The sequence below is a fragment of the Baekduia sp. genome, assembly GCF_035318805.1.
Classification (GTDB): Bacteria; Actinomycetota; Thermoleophilia; order Solirubrobacterales; family Solirubrobacteraceae; genus Baekduia.
In genome coordinates this window covers 1-18,603 of record NZ_DATHDY010000030.1, presented here as the reverse complement: position 1 = coordinate 18,603, position 18,603 = coordinate 1, and the positions used below count along the sequence as shown (strand labels likewise).

Annotated in this window: 14 protein-coding genes; 10 read left to right on the top strand and 4 right to left on the bottom strand. The window is 73.2% G+C overall.

Going from position 1 to position 18,603, the window contains the following annotated elements:
- Positions 1-15: 15 nt before the first annotated feature.
- Entirely contained in the window at positions 16-2,316 is a 2,301-nt protein-coding gene (locus VK501_RS07480) for a bifunctional diguanylate cyclase/phosphodiesterase (protein ID WP_324336209.1), read from the bottom strand.
- Positions 2,317-2,474: 158 nt separating this feature from the next.
- Between VK501_RS07480 and VK501_RS07475 the strand changes: the two genes are divergently transcribed.
- Positions 2,475-3,230 carry a YebC/PmpR family DNA-binding transcriptional regulator gene (locus tag VK501_RS07475; RefSeq protein WP_324336207.1) on the top strand — a complete coding sequence of 252 codons (756 nt, stop codon included), beginning with the start codon at positions 2,475-2,477 and terminating at the stop codon, positions 3,228-3,230.
- 6 nt (positions 3,231-3,236) lie between these two features.
- Positions 3,237-4,508 (top strand): MFS transporter, encoded by a 1,272-nt coding sequence (locus VK501_RS07470; protein WP_324336205.1) that lies wholly within the window; start codon positions 3,237-3,239, stop codon positions 4,506-4,508.
- 88 nt (positions 4,509-4,596) lie between these two features.
- On the opposite strand, the gene VK501_RS07465 is transcribed toward VK501_RS07470, so the two are convergent.
- Positions 4,597-5,703, bottom strand: coding sequence for an adenylate/guanylate cyclase domain-containing protein (locus tag VK501_RS07465; RefSeq protein ID WP_324336203.1), 1,107 nt, complete (start codon positions 5,701-5,703; stop codon positions 4,597-4,599).
- Between the two features lie 45 nt (positions 5,704-5,748).
- On the bottom strand, positions 5,749-6,981 hold the full coding sequence (locus VK501_RS07460; protein WP_324336201.1) for a diguanylate cyclase: 1,233 nt from the start codon (positions 6,979-6,981) through the stop codon (positions 5,749-5,751).
- A 127-nt stretch (positions 6,982-7,108) separates the two neighbouring features.
- On the opposite strand from VK501_RS07460, the gene ruvC reads away from it, so the two are divergent.
- The 3 genes from ruvC to ruvB are packed head-to-tail and all read left to right on the top strand — an operon-like array spanning position 7,109 to position 9,200.
- Positions 7,109-7,606: a crossover junction endodeoxyribonuclease RuvC gene (gene ruvC, locus VK501_RS07455; RefSeq protein ID WP_324336199.1), complete on the top strand. Its 498-nt coding sequence runs from the start codon at positions 7,109-7,111 to the stop codon at positions 7,604-7,606.
- Positions 7,603-8,196, top strand: a complete 594-nt coding sequence (gene ruvA / locus VK501_RS07450) for a Holliday junction branch migration protein RuvA (RefSeq protein ID WP_324336197.1) — start codon at positions 7,603-7,605, stop codon at positions 8,194-8,196. The genes ruvC and ruvA overlap by 4 nt, the downstream gene beginning before the upstream one ends.
- Positions 8,196-9,200: a Holliday junction branch migration DNA helicase RuvB gene (gene ruvB / locus VK501_RS07445; protein ID WP_324336195.1), complete on the top strand. Its 1,005-nt coding sequence runs from the start codon at positions 8,196-8,198 to the stop codon at positions 9,198-9,200. Before ruvA ends, ruvB begins: the two co-directional genes overlap by 1 nt.
- Before the next feature lie 86 nt (positions 9,201-9,286).
- Here ruvB and VK501_RS07440 read toward each other — a convergent pair whose 3' ends face one another.
- Positions 9,287-10,180: a hypothetical protein gene (locus VK501_RS07440; protein WP_324336193.1), complete on the bottom strand. Its 894-nt coding sequence runs from the start codon at positions 10,178-10,180 to the stop codon at positions 9,287-9,289.
- A gap of 174 nt (positions 10,181-10,354) precedes the next feature.
- Between VK501_RS07440 and VK501_RS07435 the strand changes: the two genes are divergently transcribed.
- From VK501_RS07435 to VK501_RS07415, 5 genes are all read left to right on the top strand, one after another.
- Positions 10,355-10,804, top strand: coding sequence for a PAS domain-containing protein (locus VK501_RS07435; protein ID WP_324336191.1), 450 nt, complete (start codon positions 10,355-10,357; stop codon positions 10,802-10,804).
- 49 nt (positions 10,805-10,853) lie between these two features.
- Entirely contained in the window at positions 10,854-13,781 is a 2,928-nt protein-coding gene (gene secD / locus VK501_RS07430; RefSeq protein WP_324336189.1) for a protein translocase subunit SecD, read from the top strand.
- The gene (locus tag VK501_RS07425; RefSeq protein ID WP_324336187.1) at positions 13,781-14,053 is read left to right on the top strand and encodes a hypothetical protein; all 273 of its coding nucleotides are present in this window, start codon (positions 13,781-13,783) and stop codon (positions 14,051-14,053) included. Before secD ends, VK501_RS07425 begins: the two co-directional genes overlap by 1 nt.
- Before the next feature lie 649 nt (positions 14,054-14,702).
- The gene (recJ, locus tag VK501_RS07420) at positions 14,703-17,225 is read left to right on the top strand and encodes a single-stranded-DNA-specific exonuclease RecJ (protein ID WP_324336185.1); all 2,523 of its coding nucleotides are present in this window, start codon (positions 14,703-14,705) and stop codon (positions 17,223-17,225) included.
- Positions 17,186-18,603 (top strand): RelA/SpoT family protein (locus tag VK501_RS07415; RefSeq protein ID WP_324336183.1); only part of this gene is annotated, 1,418 nt, incomplete at its 3' end. The genes recJ and VK501_RS07415, both read left to right, overlap by 40 nt.

Below are 18,603 nucleotides of genomic sequence, written 5' to 3'. Positions count from 1 at the left end.
TCCGAGACGGGCCGGCTACGACCCCGCGGCCACCCGCGCCCGCCGCCGCCACGCCGACCGCGACGTGTGCAGCTGCGGCACGAGGAGCCTCGCGCGGTCCGACGGCTCGCGCGCCCAGCGCTCGAACTGGCCTGCGGGCATCGGGCGCGCCAGGCCGAAGCCCTGCGCCACGTCGCAGCCCAGCTCGGCCAGCCGCTGGAAGGACTGGGGCGTCTCGACACCCTCGGCGACCACGCGCAGCCCGAGGGCGCGGCCGAGGCCGATCACGGAGCCCACGATCGCCGCGTCCTGCGGATCGTCGACCATCCCCAGCACGAACGAGCGATCCAGCTTCAGCTCGTCGGCCGGCACGTTCTTGAGCTGCTCCAGCGACGACTGGCCGGTCCCGAAGTCATCGACCGCGATGTCGACGCCGGAGGCCTTGATGCGGTTGAGGATGTCGATCGCCCGCGTGGGGTCGCGCATGACCGCGTCCTCGGTGACCTCGATGACGAGGTTGTCGGCCGTCAGCAGATGGCGGCGCAGCGTCTCGGCGATGCGATCGGGCAGCCCCGCGTCGACCAGCACGATCGCCGACACGTTGACGGCGACGCGGATGTCCAGGCCCGTGCGGCGCCACCGGGCGGCCTGCGCGACGGCGTTGTCGAGCACCCACAGCGTCAGCTGCGGCATCAGGCCGGTGCGCTCGGCGATCGGGAGCAGGATCCCGGGCGGCACGTCGCCGCGCACGGGGTGGCGCCAGCGGATCAGCGCCTCGGCGCCGGAGATCCGCCCGGTCGGGATGTCGACCTGCGGCTGGTAGGCCAGCCACAGCTCGTCGCGTTCGAACGCGCTGCGCAGGTCGGCGGCGAGCGAGAGGCGGTCGAGCGAGTGCTCGTCGTGCTCGGCGCTGTAGCCGGCCACGACCGTGCCCAGGCGCTTGGCGTCGTACATCGCGACGTCGGCGCGCCGGGCCAGCTCGCGCGAGTCGTGCGCGTCCTGCGGGAAGTGCGCGATGCCGACGCTCGCGGTCACCGCGATGCCGACGCCCTCGATGGCCAGGGGCGCGCTGAGCGCGACGCCCACGGCCTCGGCGATCGCGCGCGCGTCGTGGCCCTCGGGGACGATCGCGGCGAACTCGTCGCCGCCCAGGCGCGCCAGCGTGCCCGGCACGACGGCCTCCAGGCGGCGCGACACCGCGATCAGCAGGTCGTCGCCGGCGTGGTGCCCGAGCGTGTCGTTGAGCTCCTTGAAGCCGTCGAGGTCCAGTTGCAGCAACGCGAGGCGGCGCGAGGAGCGCTCGCCGGCGGCGGTCAGCACCTCGAGCTCGCGGAAGAGCGCGCGCCGGTTGGGCAGCCCGGTGAGGTCGTCGGTGAGCGCCTCGCGGCGGTGCAGCGCCAGCGACCGGACCTCGCGCAGCGTCCAGACCAGGCGGGCAAGGGCGCAGGCGAACGTGGCGGCGGCCAGGAGGATCGCGGCCGTCGGCAGGCGGGAGAAGTGGTCGGCGACGAGGATGCCGCACGCCATGGCGGCGATGCAGGCCGGCGAGGTCAGCTCCCACCAGCCGCCGACGGGCAGGACGCGGCCGGGCGCCGGTGGGGCCCAGGTGGCCGCGGCGATCATCAGCAGCCCCAGGCTCCACGTGACGGCCATCGCGGGGGTGAGCGCGCCGTCGCCGGCCGAGAGGCCGACCACGCGCAGGACGTCCGAGACGAGCGTCCACGTCAGGCCGCCGGCGAGCACGAGGCTCTGCGGCGCCGGCCGGCCGATCATCAGCAGCGTGCCGACGAGGATCCCGAGGAGCGCGAGGTCGGCCGCGGGGTAGGCGACGTTGACCACCAGCGAGGCGCCGTCGAGGCCGGTGAGGTCGTCGAGGAAGAGCGCGCTGACGTAGGACGCCGACCACAGGCCGATCAGCACGCCGTCGAGCCAGAACGACCGGTGGGCGCCGCCCAGGTAGCGACGGGCGAGCACGATCAGCGCGGCGTAGAACGGCGGGTAGGCGACCAGCCAGAAGACGTCGGGCGCGCCGGCGCGGTCGAGGTGCCCGCCGAGGATCGTGGCGGCCAGGCCGCCGGCCATGGTCGCGGCGAGGCCGCCGCACAGGAGCACCAGGATCGTGCGGTCGTCGCGCGACCACGCCAGGCGCGCGCCGGCGAGGCCGGCGGCCACCAGGGCGGTGGCGGCGGGGAGGGCGATCGTCCCGATGCTGTCCGACGCCAGGCGCACGCCGGCGAGCACCGCGAGGTCGGCCAGCCCGAGGGCGATCGCCGCCCCCGTGAGGATCGTGAGCGTCCGTGCGCGGACCGGGTGGCGGGGCGGGCACGACGAGGGCATGGGTGAGCGCTGAGCGGCCATCGGTGTCGATCCCCGAACGCCTGTGGGACTTGTCCACCGTGATCGGCTGAACAGCCCTCACCTTCAGCGTTTCCGCGAGCAGGTTCGCGGTCTGACAACGCCGCCTCGGCCGCCGCGCCCTCTAGAATCGGGGGCGTATGTCCGGACATTCCAAGTGGGCCTCGATCAAGCACAAGAAGGCGATCGTCGACTCCAAGCGCGGCAAGCTCTTCACCAAGCTCGCGCGGGCGGTCACCGTCGCGGCGAAGGAGGGCGGCGGCGACATCGACGGCAACCCCGCCCTCGCGCTGGCCGTGCAGAAGGCGCGCGACGCCTCGATGCCCAAGGACAACATCGAGCGCGCGATCGCCAAGGGCACCGGCGCGGGCGCCGACGCGGCCGCCCTGGAGACGATCCTCTACGAGGGCTACGGCCCCGGCGGCGTCGCCCTGCTCATCGAGGCGGTCACCGACAACCGCAACCGCACGGGCGCCGACGTGCGCCACGCGCTGAGCAAGGGCAACGGCTCGCTCGGCGAGCCGGGATCGGTGGCCTACAACTTCGACAAGAAGGGCGTCATCGTCGTCGACGCCGAGCGCTACAGCGAGGACGACCTCATGGTCGCCATCGACGCGGGCGCCGAGGACATCTCGCGCGAGGACGACGCCTGGGAGGTCATCACCGAGCCGTCGGACCTGACGGCGGTGCGCAAGGCGCTGGAGGACGCCGGCGTCGAGCTGGAGAACGCCGAGGTCACGCAGCGCCCGAAGGTGCTCGTCCCGGTCGACGAGGACACCGCGGCCAAGCTGCTGCGCCTGGTCGACGCGCTGGAGGACAACGACGACGTCGACGCGGTGCACGCGAACTTCGACGTCGACGCCGAGGTCCTCGAGCGCTTGATGGCCGCCTCCTAGAACACCATGTTGCCCGCGGTGCTCCGCGAGGAGCGCCAGTTCCGGCTGCTGTTCCTCGGCCAGGCGCTGTCGGTCGTCGGCGACCGCATGACGCAGGTCGTCCTGCCGTTCGCGGTGCTGTCGATCGGCGGCTCGGTCACCGACGTCGGCATCGTCGCGGCGGCGGGCTTCCTGCCGTTCATCTTCCTGGGGTTGGTCGGCGGCGTCATCGCCGACCGCGTCGAGCGCCGGCGGATCCTCGTCGCGTCCGACCTGGTGCGCCTCGCCAGCCAGGGCATCGCCGGCCTGCTGCTGGTCACCGGCCAGGCCGAGATCTGGCACCTCGCGGTCCTGACGGCGATCTTCGGCGCCGCGGACTCGTTCTTCTCGCCGGCGTTCAGCGGGCTCATGCCGCTGACGATCAGCGCGCCGCATCACCTGCAGCCCGCCAATGCGCTGCGCGGCATGTCGTTCTCGACGGGCTCGATCGTCGGCCCGGCGCTCGGCGGCATCCTCGTGGCGGCCCTGGGCGAGGGCGGCGCGCTGCTGGTCGACGCGGGGACGTTCGGCGTGTCGGTCCTCTGCCTGCTGGCGCTGCGCCCGCGGGTCGTGGAGCGCGGCGACCCGGAGCCGTTCGCGGCCGACCTCAAGGGCGGCTGGCGCGAGGTGCGGACGCGCTCCTGGGTGTGGTCGTTCCTGCTGGCGATGATCGCCTACCACGTCGTCGTGCTGCCCTCGATCTACGTGCTGGGACCGGTCCTGATGGAGGACGAGCTGGACGGCGCGACGTCGTGGGCGATCATCGTCACCGCGTTCGGCCTCGGCTCGATCGTCGCCGACCTGCTGCTGCTGCGCTGGCGGCCGCGCTTCGCCCTGCGCGCCGCGGCCATCGCGCTGATGCTCGCCTCCTGCCAGGCCGTGATCATCGGCAGCGGCCTGCCGATCCTCGCCATCGCCGCGGTGGAGTTCTGCGCGGCCATCGGCGTCTCGGCGTTCTTCGCGCTGTGGGAGACGTCGCTGCAGGAGCACATCCCAGAGGGGTCGCTGTCGCGCGTGTCGAGCTACGACTACGTCGCCAGCGCGGGGATGATGCCGCTCGGCATCATCGTGGCCGGGCCTGTGGCCGAGGCGGTCGGGATCCACGAGACGCTCACCGCCATGACCGTCATCGGCGTGGCCGCCGCGATCGGCTGCCTCGCGGTGCGCTCGGTGCGCGACCTGCCTAGGAGCCCCCTGAAAATGGCGCTGCGGCCAGCTGCGGCCGTGGACACATCGCCAGATCGCCACCCGATCCCTTGACAAGGCGGAAGCCTTGCCTGCGGAATCGTGCGGCGCCTGGCTCGGTCCACGACCACATCTGACCGGACCGCCTGATTTCAGGAGCCTCCTAGAGCCGCCGCGCCCGGTACAGCGGCACCGGATCCGGTAGCCCTTTGATGCGGCGCGCCCGCGCCGAGGACCACGAGAAGTCGCCGGGGGCCTGGTCGCGCACGTCGCGGGTGGCGAGCACGCTGCCGGCGCGTGCGATCGACGTGACGCGGCTGGCCAGGTTGACCGCGCGGCCGAAGACGTCGCCGCCGCGCGGCACCGCCGGGCCGTAGGCCAGGCCGACGCGCACCTGCGGGAACGCGCCGTCGGAGCTCTCGGCGTCGGTGGCCTCCACCAGGCGCAGCGCGGCGCGGACGAGCGCGGCGGGATCCGGCGAGGTCAACATGACCGCGTCGCCGATCGTCTTGACCAGCCGCACGGGCGGCTCGACAACGTCCCGCGTCAGGGAGAACAGCCGCTCGGCGACCGAGCCGAGATCCTCCGGCGCGATCTCCTCGCCCAGGCGCGTGAACCCGACCATGTCGGCGAAGGCGACGGTCGTGTCGCGCGCGCCGGGCAGCGGCGTCCCGGCCTGGCGCTCGGCCGCGCCGATCGCCTCGCCCTGGACCATGTTGCGCAGGTGCTGGCTGAGCATGCCGAGCACGAGCGGCCCGACGAGGGGCATGACCTCGCGGACGGCCGCGGCGTAGCGCTCGGCGAGGTCGCGCTCGGTGCTGCCCGGCTCGGAGACGATCTCGAGCATCACGGCGCGCATCGCCTCCGCCGCGGTGGCGAGGCTGCGGCCGAGCACCCGGCCGGTCCCGGCCATCTGGTCCTCGGTGAGGCCCATCTCGACGAACCGCTGCGAGACCTTCGCGCTCTCGAGGTCGACCTCGGTCAGCTCGACGGCGCCGGGCTCGGGCACCGGCAGGCCGTGCGCGCGGCGCAGGTGGGCCAGCAGCTCCGCGGGCGCGCCGGACGCCGCCGCGACGTCCTGCGCCGTGTACTTCGGCTCGCCGCCGACCTCGCGCTCGGCGGCCAGGAAGATCAGCAGGCCGCGGCGGTGCGCGCGGCGCAGCTCGGGGTCGGAGAAGCCCTGCTCCACGAGCCAGTGCAGGAGGTCCTCACGCTCGGCCCGCGCCTGCTCGTCGAGACCCTCGTAGAACCCTTCGGCCTCGAAGTCCACAGCGTGCACCCTACGCTGGGAACGGCTCCCGGCCGCTCCGCGAGGCTAGAGGGCGCCGGCCGCGCTCTGGGCGTCGGTGGCGCGCGCGGCGTAGTCCAGCGGCCGGCAGTCGGCGACGTAGCGCAGCAGCGCGTCGACCACGCGGGGGTCGAACTGCGTGCCGGCGCCGGCCACCAGCTCGGCCGCGGCCTGCTCGTGGGTCATCGCGTCGCGGTAGGGGCGGTGCGAGGTCATCGCGTCATAGGCGTCGCAGGCCAGGACGATCCGGCTGCCGAGCGGGATCTCCTCGCCGCGCAGGCCGTCGGGGTACCCGGTGCCGTCGAAGCGCTCGTGGCCGTGGCGCACGATGCGCGCGACGGGGCCGAGGCCCGGCACGGCCCGCAGGATCCGCTCGCCGACGATCGGGTGCTGCCGCATGACGGCCCACTCCTCGTCGTTCAGCGCGCCGGGCTTGCTGAGGATGGAGTCGGCGAGACCGACCTTGCCGATGTCGTGCAGCAGCGCGGCGGCCGCGATGCGCTCGACCTCCTCGCCGTCGATGCCGAGGCGGCGGGCGACCGCGCCGGCCAGCGCGACGACCTTCTCGGCGTGCTCGCCGGTGCCGCGGTCGCGCTCCGCCAGCGCGAGCGCCAGGGCGCCGATCGCGCCGCGCGAGGGCTCCGGCGTCGGCTGGCGCCCGGGGGCGCCCACGCGTCCGCCGCCCGCGATGCGGGCTCGCTCGAGGATCGCCGCGGCGTCGGCCAGCAGGCCGTCGAGCTGGGCGGTGCCGCCGTCGACCGCGATGCCGGCCGAGACGGTCACGGGGCCCTGCTGCTCCAGCACGGAGACGAGGCGCTCGGCGACGCCGCGCGCGCCGGCCAGCGTCGCGCCCGGCATGATCACGGCGAGCTCGTCGGCACCGGTGCGCCCGACGACGTCGCCGCCACGCACCAGCTCGCGCAGCCGGGCGGCGACGCTGGCCAGGGCAGCGTCGCCGGCGGCGGCGCCGCGACGGCCGTTGAGGGCGCGAAACCCGTCGATGTCGACCAGGACGGCGGCGGCCGGCTCGCCCCGGCGCTGCGAGCCGCGCAGGGCGGCGGCCGCGGCCTCGCGGAACGCGTCGTGGGTCAGGACGCCGGCACGGCGGTCCCGGCGCAGGTAGTCGTTGCGCTCTGCCTCGAGCGACGCGATCCGCGCGTGCGAGACGCGCAGCTCGTCGCGGAGTCGACGCGTCTCGGAGAAGGGCTTCTTCGCCCAGCCGCCGAGGCCGTCCTTGTTGAGATCGCGTGCGCCCGACACCCTTCCCGTTTCGGCGGCGAGGGACCCGGGCTCGTGCGCGCGGGCGCAACCGTGGACACATCGCCGAGGCGCGGCGCCGCGTCCAGCGCGGGAGGCATCCGAAGCGAACCGCAGAATGCAGTCCTCTGTGAATGTCCTCGGCATCGATCCCGGCCTCGCCAACACGGGCTACGGCCTCGTCGCACGCCGCGGGGCGCGCTTCGTCGCGCTCGACGGCGGCGTCGTGACCACGCGCGCCGGCGTCCCGCTCGAGCAGCGCCTCGTCTCGATCTTCGCCGAGATCGACGCGCTGATCGAACGCCACGAGCCCGACGCCGTCGCGCTCGAGGACCTCTTCTTCGGCCAGAACGCCCGCAGCGCCTTCGCGGTCGGCCAGGCGCGTGGCGTCGTCATGCTCGCCGCCGGCCGCCGCGGCGTGCCGTGCGCGTCCTACACGCCCCAGCAGGTCAAGCAGGCCGTCTGCGGCTCGGGCCGAGCGGCGAAGGACCAGGTCGCGCGCATGGTGTGCGCCGTCCTCGGCCTGCCCGACGAGCCGCTGCCCGACCACGCGACGGATGCGCTCGCCGTCGGCGTCTGCCACGCCAACCACGCGCCGCTGGCGCAGGCCATGGCGAGCGCCCGATGATCGCCCTCGTCGCCGGCGACGTCCACGTCCGCCGCGCCGACCACGTCGTCGTCGAGACCGCCTCGGGCGTCGGCTACCGCCTCGCGGTCTCGGCGGAGACGCTGCGCCACGTGCCGGCCGCCGGCGAGTCGGTGTCGCTGCTGACGCACCTGGTCGTCCGCGACGACGCCTTGGCGCTCTACGGGTTCGCCACCGAGGAGGAGCGCGACCTCTTCCTGCTGCTGATCGGCGTGCAGTCGGTCGGGCCCAAGATGGCGCTGGCCGTGCTGTCGGGGGGCTCGCCGCGCGAGCTCGTCGCCGCGCTGGCCGCCGGCGACGTCCAGCGGCTCACCGCCGTGCCGGGCATCGGCAAGCGCACGGCCGAGCGGATCATCGTCGAGCTGCGCGAGAAGGTCGTGACCGTCGACGACGTACCGGTCGCCGGCGGCGAGATCACCGTGCGGCGCGCCGACGATCCGCGCAGCCTGGCCCGCGAGGGGCTCGTGGAGCTCGGCTTCAGCCTGGAGGAGGCCGAGCGGCTGCTCTCCGGCACCGTGGGCGAAACGCCCGAAGACCTCCTGCAGCAGGCACTGAAGGCGGCACGCGCCTGATGCGCATCCAGACGCCCGACGCCGAGTTCGAGGAGGACCTCGACCGCTCGCTGCGCCCCAGGACGCTGCGGGACTTCGTCGGCCAGGACGCGCTCAAGGCCCAGCTGCAGGTCTCGCTGGAGGCCGCGCGCCTGCGTGGCGAGGCGCTGGACCACGTGCTGCTGGCGGGACCTCCCGGCCTGGGCAAGACGTCGCTTGCGCAGATCCTCGCGGCCGAGCTCGAGGTCCCGTTCGTGCAGACCGCGGGCCCGGCGCTGGAGCGCAAGGCCGACATCGCCGCGTTCCTCAGCGCGCTGGAGCCGCGCAGCGTGTTCTTCGTGGACGAGCTTCACCGGCTCAGCCGCGCGCTGGAGGAGACGTTCTATCCGGCGATGGAGGATCGCGAGCTGCCGATCACCGTCGGCCAGGGCGCGGGGGCGCGCGTCATGACCGTGCCGCTGCCGCCGTTCACGCTCATCGGTGCGACGACACGCGCGGGCCTGCTGACGACGCCGCTGCGCGACCGCTTCGGCATCCAGCACCGGCTCGAGCCCTACACGGGGCCCGAGCTGGCCACGATCGTCCACCGCAGCGCCCACATCCTCGGCTGCTCGATCGACCCAGGCGGCGCCGCCGCGATCGCGCGGCGATCCCGCGGCACGCCGCGCGTCGCCAACCGGCTGCTCAAGCGCGTGCGCGACTTCGCCGACGTGCGCGGCACCGGCGTCGTCGACCAGTCGTCCGCCGACGCGGCGCTCGACCTGCTGGAGATCGACGACCTCGGGCTCGACCGCCTCGACCGCGAGATCCTCGACGCGATCTGCACCAAGTTCGACGGCGGTCCCGTCGGCCTCTCGACCCTCGCCGTGACGGTGGGGGAGGAGCAGGACACGATCGAGGACGTCTACGAGCCCTACCTGCTGCAGTGCGGCTTCCTCAAGCGCACGCCCCGCGGCCGCGTGGCCACTGCGCGCGCCTGGGCCCATCTGGGCCTCGAGGCGCCGCGCGACCCCGGGCTGTTCTGAGCGCTCGCCCGGGTGGGGTGGGGACAGTCCCTGGCTTCGTCGGGTCGCGGGTCGTCTGCGATCGGGTGGGTGGGGACAGTCCCCGGTCAGCTGCAGGGGCGCTTGCCGCCCGGCAGCGCGCGTGCGCCGCCCGTGCGCGTGACGTCGAGCCCCGCGGGGCTGCCGTCGAGGCGCACCGGGGTGCCGTTGACGCTGACGAGGGTCGACGCGAGCCCGATGTTGAGGCGCACGCGCTTGCCCTTGAAGGTCTGCTTGCCGGTGAGCGTGCCGCCGAACAGCTGCTTGCCGGCGCCGTCGTCGACGCAGAGGAACGTGGGCCGGGCGGTGGCGTCCACGCGCACGGTGACGGTCTTCTTCGCCGCGGCGGCGCGCTGGCGGGCCGCCCGCTCGCGCCGGATCCGCACCGCGCGCTCGTGCCGCTTGGCCTTGACCTCGGCGGCGGTGGGCTCGGTCGCGGCGGGCGTGGTCTCGGTGGTCGTCTCCGTGGCCGTCGCGGTGCCGGTCGTCTCCGTGCCGGCCGGCGCCGTCGTGCTCGCCTGGCTGCCGCCCTGCACCGGGAAGCCGCTCGTCTCGGACGGCAGGTCGTCGCTGGCGCGCTGCCCGTTGCCGCCGCCGCCCATGAGGGCCGCGGCGCCGACCGCGATCCCGAGGATCGCCAGGAGGGCCAGCAGACCCCCGACCGCGCGCCCGCGGGACCGGTTGCCGCCGGCACCCGGCGGCAGCAGCAGCAGGCGCTGTCCCGGCTCGGCGTTCAGCACGTCGGGGCGCACGCCCATGCCCGCGACCTGCAGGGCGGCGCGCACGCGGCGGCGGGCATCCGACGTGGGTTCGGTCTCGCCGAAGGCGGCCAGCAGCTGCTCGAGCGTCGGGGCCCGGTCGGCGCCACGGCCGCGCGCGGCGGCATGCGCGATCTCCGTCGCGATGGCGGCGTCGGCCAGGGGGACTTCGGGCTCTGCGGGCCGTTGCCCGGAGCTTTCCATGGGCCGGGGTCTACCAGAGCACCCGGCGGGAGGGCCTGGCGCTGGACGTCCTGACGGTCCTCATCCGGGCGGCGAAGGAGTCCGCCGGCCGCGGTCGTGTTGAGCGGAGATGAAGCCTGCACGTCGATGTTCGCGAACCACGACGCCCGCCCGGATACCCTTCGACGCCGGAACATGGCTCATCTCTTCATCTGTCCCAACTGCGGCAACCGCACCACCGAGAGCGAACGCAACGCCGGCTTCCGCCGCCAGGCCCGCGGCTGCGCGAAGTGTGGCTTCGGCTTCCTCTTCGAGCTGCTCGACGACTACTACCCCGCGCCCGACGCGGCGTTCTTCGCCTGCGACCAGCACGGCAACGTCATCGCCTGCGGCCGCGGCTCCTTCGAGCTCACCGGTCTGGACGACCAGAAGGTCATCGGGCGCCCGGTGCGCGACGTCCTCGGCCTGCGGTTCGGCGACGGCGACGATCCGGTCGGCACCGTCCTGGAGTGGGGCGTGCGCAAGCTCCGCCAGCCAGTGCAGGTCAACGCGGAGGGCGACCTGCCCGCCCACGCGACCGCCGATCTCTTCCCCGCGTACGATGACGACGGAGGGATGCTGCTCATCCTGACGCCGGACAAGTAGTCCGTCGCGTCAGCCCTGCCCCGAGCAGTTACCCTGCCGTCCGCTCCGCATGACCGACCGCCGCCGAAATCTCATCATCCTCAGCCTCGTCGCCGCGCTGCTGGTCGCCTCCCTGGCGGTCATCATCCCGGGGTCGCCGCTGTCCAAGCCGACCCGTCAGGGCCTTGACCTCAAGGGCGGGGTGTCGCTCGTCTACCAGGCGAAGCCGACCCGGTTTGCGAAGGTCACGTCGGACTCCATCAACCGCACGATGGACATCATGCGGCAGCGGGTCGACAACCTCGGCGTCGCCGAGCCGGAGATCCAGCGGTCGGGCTCTGACCAGATCGACGTCTCCCTGCCGGACGTCAAGAACGCCGACCAGGCCCAGCAGCAGGTCGGCACGACGGCGCAGCTCCTGTTCTACGACTGGGAGAAGAGCGTCCTCGGGCCGGACGGCAAGTCCCATCCGCTCGACACGGCGGTCACGGGCGGCCAGCAGGCTGGCCAGCCCGGCGCCGGGACGCAGACCTACTACGAGGCCGTCAAGCGCGCCTCGAAGTTCCCGGCCACCAACGAGCCCGACGACACGACCAACGGGCTCGTCTACGGCGTCGACGACAAGGCCAAGACCGTCCTCTGCGGCCCGCAGGAGACCGTCGCCGACGCGACGGAGGCGTGCCAGACCGCCGGCAAGAAGCCGACGAGCTACGTCAACGTGCCGCGCGGCTACATCATCGTCCGCGCCGAGGCCGACGACAACGACAAGGCCGCGCAGGCCACGGCGGCCGACGCCTACTTCATCCTCAAGGACGACCCGGCGCTGCTCGGCACCGACATCAAGAACCCCGAGCAGAACGTCGACAACGGCGCCGGCGGCAACGGCCAGCCGACGGTCACCTTCGACTTCACGAGCGCCGGCCAGAAGAAGTGGCAGAAGACCACGCGGGCGATCGCCCAGCGCGGCGCCGACCAGCTGCTGCCCGGGGTGGACTCGACCGCGGTCGCCAACCACTTCGCGATCGTCCTCGACGGCCGGCTCATCTCGGTCCCGTACATCGATCCGCGCCAGAACCCGGACGGCATCGACGGCTCCAACGGGTCGCAGATCTCGGGCAACTTCACCATCAAGTCCGCTCAGCGCCTGGCGAACCTGATCAAGACCGGCGCCCTGCCGATCAAGCTCGAGCTCATCTCGCAGTCGCAGGTCTCCGCGACGCTCGGCCAGCAGGCGCTGCACCAGGGCCTGATCGCCGGCATCGTCGGCTTCGCGATCGTCGCGCTCTTCCTGCTCGCCTTCTACCGCATCCTCGGCGTGATCGCGGTCCTGGCGCTGTTCGTCTACGCGATCTACTTCTTCGCGTTGATCAAGCTCATCCCGATCACGATGACCCTGCCGGGCATCGCGGGGCTGATCCTGACCATCGGCGTCGCGGCCGACGCGAACATCGTCATCTTCGAACGCGTCAAAGAGGAGATCCGCGCGGGCAGATCCGTGCCCGCGGGCATCGCCCAGGGCTACAAGAAGGGCATCGCGGCGATCATCGACGCGAACGTCGTGACGTTCATGGTCGCGTTCATCCTCTTCGTCCTGGCGACCGCCGGAGTCAAGGGCTTCGCCTTCACGCTGGGCATCGGCACGCTGACCTCGCTGTTCACCGCGGTCCTCGCTACGCAGGCGACGCTCGGCACGATGCAGCGCTCGCGCTGGATCTCGCATCCGGCCGCCCTCGGCGCCGGCGAGACCAAGCGCCGGTGGACCCAGGACTTCATGGGGGCGTCGAAGTGGTTCTTCTCGATGTCCGGCGTGATCCTGCTGATCGGCGCGCTGGCGATCGGCGGCAAGGGCCTCAACTTCGGCATCGACTTCGAGTCGGGCACCCGCGCCAAGGTGGCGTTCGTCCAGCAGACCCCGTCCGAGAACCAGGTCGGCAGCGCGCTGCGCGCGGCAGGCTTCAACAACCCCGAGGTCCAGAAGGTCAAGGGCGACAAGGAGCTCGGCGCCAACGGCCTGCAGATCTCGCTCGGCGAGACCGGCCAGAAGGCGGCGGGCGTCGAGCGCGTCCTGACGTCGAGGTTCGGGGCGACACGCGCCTACCAGGCGGACTCCATCGGGCCGACGTTCGGCAAGACCGTCGCGTCCTCGGCGATCAAGGCGATCATCGCGTCGCTGCTGGTCATCAGCCTCTACATCGCGCTGCGGTTCGAGTGGAAGTTCGCCGTCCCGGTCCTGATCGCGTTGATGCACGACCTGCTGATCACGGCAGGCGTGTACTCGCTCACCGGCCGGGAGGTGACGACGTCGACGGTCGCGGCGCTGCTGACCATCCTCGGTTACTCGCTGTACGACACGATCATCGTGTTCGACCGGATCCGGGAGAACATCCCGCGCATGCCGCGTGCGGCGTTCACCCAGATCGTCAACCGCTCGATGAGCGAGGTGCTGACGCGATCGCTGGCGACCTCGTTCTGCACCCTGCTGCCGATCACGGCGCTGCTGTTCTTCGGCGGCGCCACGCTCAAGGACTTCGCCTTCGCGCTGCTGATCGGCGTCATCTCGGGCGCGTACTCGTCGGTCTTCATCGCCTCCCCGGTGCTCGCGCACTGGAAGGAGCGCGAGGAGGTCTACCGCCGCCGTCGCCTCCGCATCGCCGAGGAGAGCGGCGGCATCGTGCCGGCCTACGCGACGGCCGGCCACGGCATCACCGTGGACCCGAAGGGCCCGCAGCGTCCGTCGCGGCGGATCACGACGCCCGACGATCCCGAGCGCGGCGTCTCCAAGCGCGAGTTCGACGAGCTCGTGGCCGACATCGCGCACGAGACGGCGCCCTCGTCGGTGGCGTCGAAGACCCGCCGCAAGGACGCCGAGCCCGAGCAGGAGCCCGAGCCCACGCCGGATCCGACCGCCGACGCGGCGCCGGAGGACCTGGTGCTCAAGGAACCCAAGCGCGACAAGCCGAAGCGCGCACGCAACAAGCGTCACGGGAGGCCACGCTGATGGCGATGTTCGCTTGGATCATGATGGGCATCGCCCTCTGGCACTTCGCCATCTTCATCCCGGACCGGTTCTGGGGTGGCATCGTCGGGGCGTTCCTCGGCGCGCTGTTCGGCGCCGCGATCTTCGGCCTGCTGGTCAACGGCTTCACGATCCCGGGGCAGAGCGACACGCACGTCTTCCAGGCCATCGAAGCCGCGCCCGGCGCCGTGCTGGGGATGGCGGCCGTGTACTTCGCGGGCGTCCGCCGGGGCATCCCGGCGCTCGACTTGTAGGACTCGGTCGGGGGCTCGCCGCGCGCCGAGGTGGGAGGGCTGGTGGCTGGTGGCGTCCCGCTCGGGCGTGGCCGGTGAGCGGGCGGGGTTCGGCGGCGATGACGAGTGTGTCATCGGGGCGCGAGCGCCGGCTGTCCTCCGCGTGCGCCGGAGAGGGTCGTTCGGCCGCGAACGGCAGACGGATGGCGATCCGGGGTCGGCATACGACCCCTCCTCGCCATCCGTCCTCGGTCCGGCCGGCGAAAGGCACCTGGACGTTGAGATGCAACGGCCAGGTGCCGCTCGCCGACCCAGGGTCGGACGGATGGCGAGTTGCCGTTGAGATGCAACGTCAAATCGCCGTCCGTCGACCGCGCCCACCGTTCACGCCCGAACGACCCGCCCCCGAGGGCCGCGGCAGACCGACGGCGCCCAGGCCCGGACGAACCTCCGTCGTCACTGCCCTCTCCAACGCCACACAGCACCACCGACGCCCCGCGCCGGGCGGCCAACACGCCGGCGCCCGGCGCCCCGCGCCCGGGCGCCCCGGCGCCCCGCGCCCGGCGCCCCCCCGACCGCCTCGGCGCGATCCGTCCGCCCGCGCACCGAAACCCTGCACGTAGCGGGAACGCGCGCCCGTTCCGTCGGGTCGCGCTGCCACTCTCCGACGGTGCTCACGCCACGACTGGACGTCCCGCCGTGTGACAGCGCCCGTGCGCTGGCGCTCGCGCGCGACCTCGGGACGACGTTCCCGGTCGCCCAGGTGCTCGTGCGCCGCGGCATCGCCGACGTGGACGACGCGCGCGCGTGGATGGCGGGCGCCGACGAGCACCCCGCCTCGGACTTCCGCGGCCTCGACGTCGCGATCGCGGTCCTGCTGCGCCACGCCACGGCGGGGACGCGCATCACGGTGCACGGCGACTACGACGTGGACGGCGTGGTGTCGACCGCGATCCTCGTGCGCGCCCTGCGCGCCGTCGGGGCCGACGTCGACTGGTACCTGCCCAGCCGCAGCGAGGACGGCTACGGCCTCGCGGCCGCGACGGTGCAGAAGCTCGCCGCGCGCGGCACCCGCCTGCTGGTCACCGCCGACTGCGGGATCACGTCGGTCGACGAGGTCGCGCTTGCGACCTCGCTCGGGCTCGACGTCGTGGTCACCGACCACCACAGCCCGCGCGCCGACGGCTCGCTGCCCGACGCGCCCATCGTCCACCCGGCCGTGTGCGGCTACCCGTGTCCGGACCTGTGCGCCGGCGGCGTCGCGCACAAGGTCGCCGGCGCGCTGCTGGAGGCGGCCGGCCACGACGCGGCGATCGCGCTGGCCGACCTCGACCTCGTCGCGCTGGCCACCGTCGCCGACTGCGTCCCGCTGAAGGGCGAGAACCGCCGGCTCGTGCGCTCCGGCCTGCTGGCGATGGGCCGCACCGAGAAGGTCGGCCTGCGCGCGCTCATGCGTGTCGCGCGCGTGGACCCGACGCGCGTCGACGCCCGCGCGCTCGGCTTCGGCCTCGCGCCGCGCCTGAACGCCGCAGGGCGCCTGCACCGCGCCGACGCGGCGCTCGAGCTGCTGCTGACCCACGACGAGGGCCGCGCGACCGAGATCGCCGAGGAGCTCGACCGCGCGAACGCCGACCGGCGCTTCGTCGAGCAGCGGATCCTCTTCGAGGCCGAGGCGCAGGTGGCCGACCTCGGCGACCAGCCGGCCTACGTGCTCTGGGCCGACGGCTGGCACCAGGGCGTCATCGGGATCGTCGCCTCGCGCATCGCCGAGCGCACGCACCGCCCGACCGTGCTCGTCGCGCTGCGCGCAGGGGAGGACGAGGGCACCGGCTCGGGCCGCTCGATCCCGTCCTTCGACCTGCTCGGCGGGCTGGACGCGTCGGCCGAGCACCTCCTGCGCCACGGCGGCCACCGCGCCGCCGCGGGCTGCACGATCCGCCGCGCCGACCTCCCGGCGTTCCGCGCCGCGTTCGCCGCGCATGCCGCCGCGGTGCTGCAACCCGAGGACCTCGTGCCGGTCGAGCGCGTCGACGCCGTGGTCTCCGGCGACGAGCTGGGCCAGGAGCTGGCCGAGGAGCTCGGCCGCCTGGCGCCGTTCGGGATCGGCAACCCGTCGGTCTCGCTGCTCGTGCCGGCCGCGCGGCTCGTCGACCCGCACCCGATGAGCGAGGGCAAGCACGTGCGGTTCACCGTCGAGGCCGGCGGCGTGCGGGCGCGCGCGGTCGCCTTCGGGCTCGGCGCATTGCCCGACGGCGCCGAGGAGGGCCGCCTGCACGCGACCTTCACGCTGGAGCTCAACGAGTACCAGGGCGCGGTCGAGCCGCGCCTGGTGCTGCGCAAGCTGCTGCCCGCCGACGCCGAGGCGCCGGTGCTCGTCGGCGAGCCCGCGCCGGGCAGCGCCGCGTGGCACGCCGCGGTGATCGCGGCCGCGGCGCCGGAGCGCGTGCTGGTGGCCGCGGGCGGGGGCGACGGCCCGGTGGCGCTGGCCGGCGGCGCGCCGCCCAGCGCCCTCGCGGGAGCGACGTCCGGCGCGACGCTGACCTCGCTCGCCGACCGCGCCCGCGGCCGGGCCGCTGGGCGCCGGACCGTCCGCGACCGGCGCAACGCCGGCATCGCCGGGACGGTGGCGGCGCTCGCCTACACCGGAGAGCCGGTGCTGGTCGTGTGCGCCGACGCCGTCGTCCGCCGGCGTCAGCTCACCGGCCGCCTCGGCGGCTATTCGATCTGCAGCTGGGATGCGCTGGAGCGCGATCCCGCGCTGGCCGATGCCTACACCCATGTGGTGGCGCTCGATCCCCCGCTGCATCCCGACCACGAGGCGCTGCTGCTCGCCGGCGGCCCGGAGGGCATGGCCCACCTGGCTTGGGGAGACCCTGAGCTACGCTTTGGGAGGGATGTCCTGCACCGAGACCTCGCTCTGCGCCCCAGTCTGGTGGCCGCCTATCGCGCCCTGCGCGACGGTGCCGCGCTGGCCGCGGCGCTTGGCGACCGCGCCGTCGCCCCGGCGGGGCGCCTGCTCGCCGTCCTGGTCGAGCTCGGCCTCGTCGAGCTCGACGGCGCCGGCGGCGTCAGCGTCCCGCCGGCTCAGCCGACCGACCTCGAGCGCTCCCCGGCGTTCCGCGCTGCGGCCCAGCGCCACGCGGAGGGGCTGCGATGGCTGACCAGCGCGAGCGCGACCTCACGGGCGGCATGACCGGCGGGGTGCCCGCCGAGCACCCCGATCGCACGCCCGTCGACCTCGTCGCGCATCCGGAAGAGCACCGTCCGGTCGCCCGTCCGGACCTCACCGACTACGAGCGGCGCCTGCTCAGCGACCTGTTCGCGATCATCGAGGAGCACGCCGAGGAGGCGGCGCTCCCGATCGACCGGAGCCGCGTCGAGGACGCGTTCGTCTTCGCCTGCGAGCACCACGCCGACCAGCGCCGCAAGTCGGGCGAGGACTTCATCGTCCATCCGGTCAGCGTCGCCAAGATCTGCGCCGGCATGCGGCTGGACACCGAGACGCTGGTGGCCGCGCTGCTGCACGACACCGTCGAGGACACCTCGGCGTCGCTGGAGGAGGTCAAGGAGCTCTTCGGCGAGGAGGTCTCCACGCTGGTCGACGGCGTCACGAAGCTCACGGGCATCACCTTCACCTCGCGCGACGAGGCGCAGGCCGAGAACTACCGCAAGATGATGGTCGCGATGGCCTCCGACATCCGGGTCATCCTGATCAAGCTCGCCGATCGGCTGCACAACATGCGCACGATCGACGCGATGCCCAAGCAGAAGCAGATCGAGAAGGCCAAGGAGACCCTCGAGATCTACGCGCCGATCGCGCACCGGCTCGGCATCCACGCGATCAAGTGGGAGCTGGAGGACCTCGCGTTCGCCGCCCTGCACCCGCGCAAGTACCAGGAGATCAAGGGCCTGGTCAACCAGCAGCGCGAGGAGCGCGAGGACTACGTCAAGGGCGCCGGCGACGAGCTGTCGCGCGAGCTCGAGGCGCTCGGCATCGCGGCCCGGATCTCCGGGCGGGCGAAGCACTTCTATTCCATCTACTCCAAGATGACCAAGAAGGGCCGGGAGTTCAACGAGATCTACGACCTCACCGCCATGCGCGTGGTCGTCGACTCGGTGAAGGACTGCTACGGCGCCGTCGGCGTCATCCACTCGCTGTGGAAGCCGCTGCCCGGCCGCTTCAAGGACTTCGTCGCGATGCCGAAGTTCAACATGTACCAGTCGCTGCACACGACGGTCATCGGACCGGAGGGGCTGCCGCTGGAGATCCAGATCCGCACGCGCGACATGCACGACATGGCCGAGTTCGGCGTCGCCGCGCACTGGATGTACAAGCAGGACCCCAAGAAGAAGGGCGCCGAGGGCGGCCCGGGGACCGACGACAAGCTCAAGTGGCTGCGGTCGATGCTCGACTGGCAGCAGGAGCTCCATGACCCCAAGGAGTTCATGGAGACGCTCCGCGTCGACCTGTTCGACGAGGAGGTCTTCGTCTTCACCCCGAAGGGCGAGGTCAAGTCGATGCAGTCCGGCGCGACGCCGCTGGACTTCGCCTACGAGGTCCACACCGAGGT

Bases quoted from the DNA above. Each gene is read 5' to 3' on its own strand.
- VK501_RS07480 (WP_324336209.1), bottom strand. From the start codon at position 2,316: ATGCCCTCGTCGTGCCCGCCCCGCCACCCGGTCCGCGCACGGACGCTC.
- VK501_RS07475 (WP_324336207.1), top strand. From the start codon at position 2,475: ATGTCCGGACATTCCAAGTGGGCCTCGATCAAGCACAAGAAGGCGATC.
- VK501_RS07470 (WP_324336205.1), top strand. From the start codon at position 3,237: ATGTTGCCCGCGGTGCTCCGCGAGGAGCGCCAGTTCCGGCTGCTGTTC.
- ruvA (WP_324336197.1), top strand. From the start codon at position 7,603: ATGATCGCCCTCGTCGCCGGCGACGTCCACGTCCGCCGCGCCGACCAC.
- ruvB (WP_324336195.1), top strand. From the start codon at position 8,196: ATGCGCATCCAGACGCCCGACGCCGAGTTCGAGGAGGACCTCGACCGC.
- VK501_RS07440 (WP_324336193.1), bottom strand. From the start codon at position 10,180: ATGGAAAGCTCCGGGCAACGGCCCGCAGAGCCCGAAGTCCCCCTGGCC.
- VK501_RS07435 (WP_324336191.1), top strand. From the start codon at position 10,355: ATGGCTCATCTCTTCATCTGTCCCAACTGCGGCAACCGCACCACCGAG.
- secD (WP_324336189.1), top strand. From the start codon at position 10,854: ATGACCGACCGCCGCCGAAATCTCATCATCCTCAGCCTCGTCGCCGCG.
- VK501_RS07425 (WP_324336187.1), top strand. From the start codon at position 13,781: ATGGCGATGTTCGCTTGGATCATGATGGGCATCGCCCTCTGGCACTTC.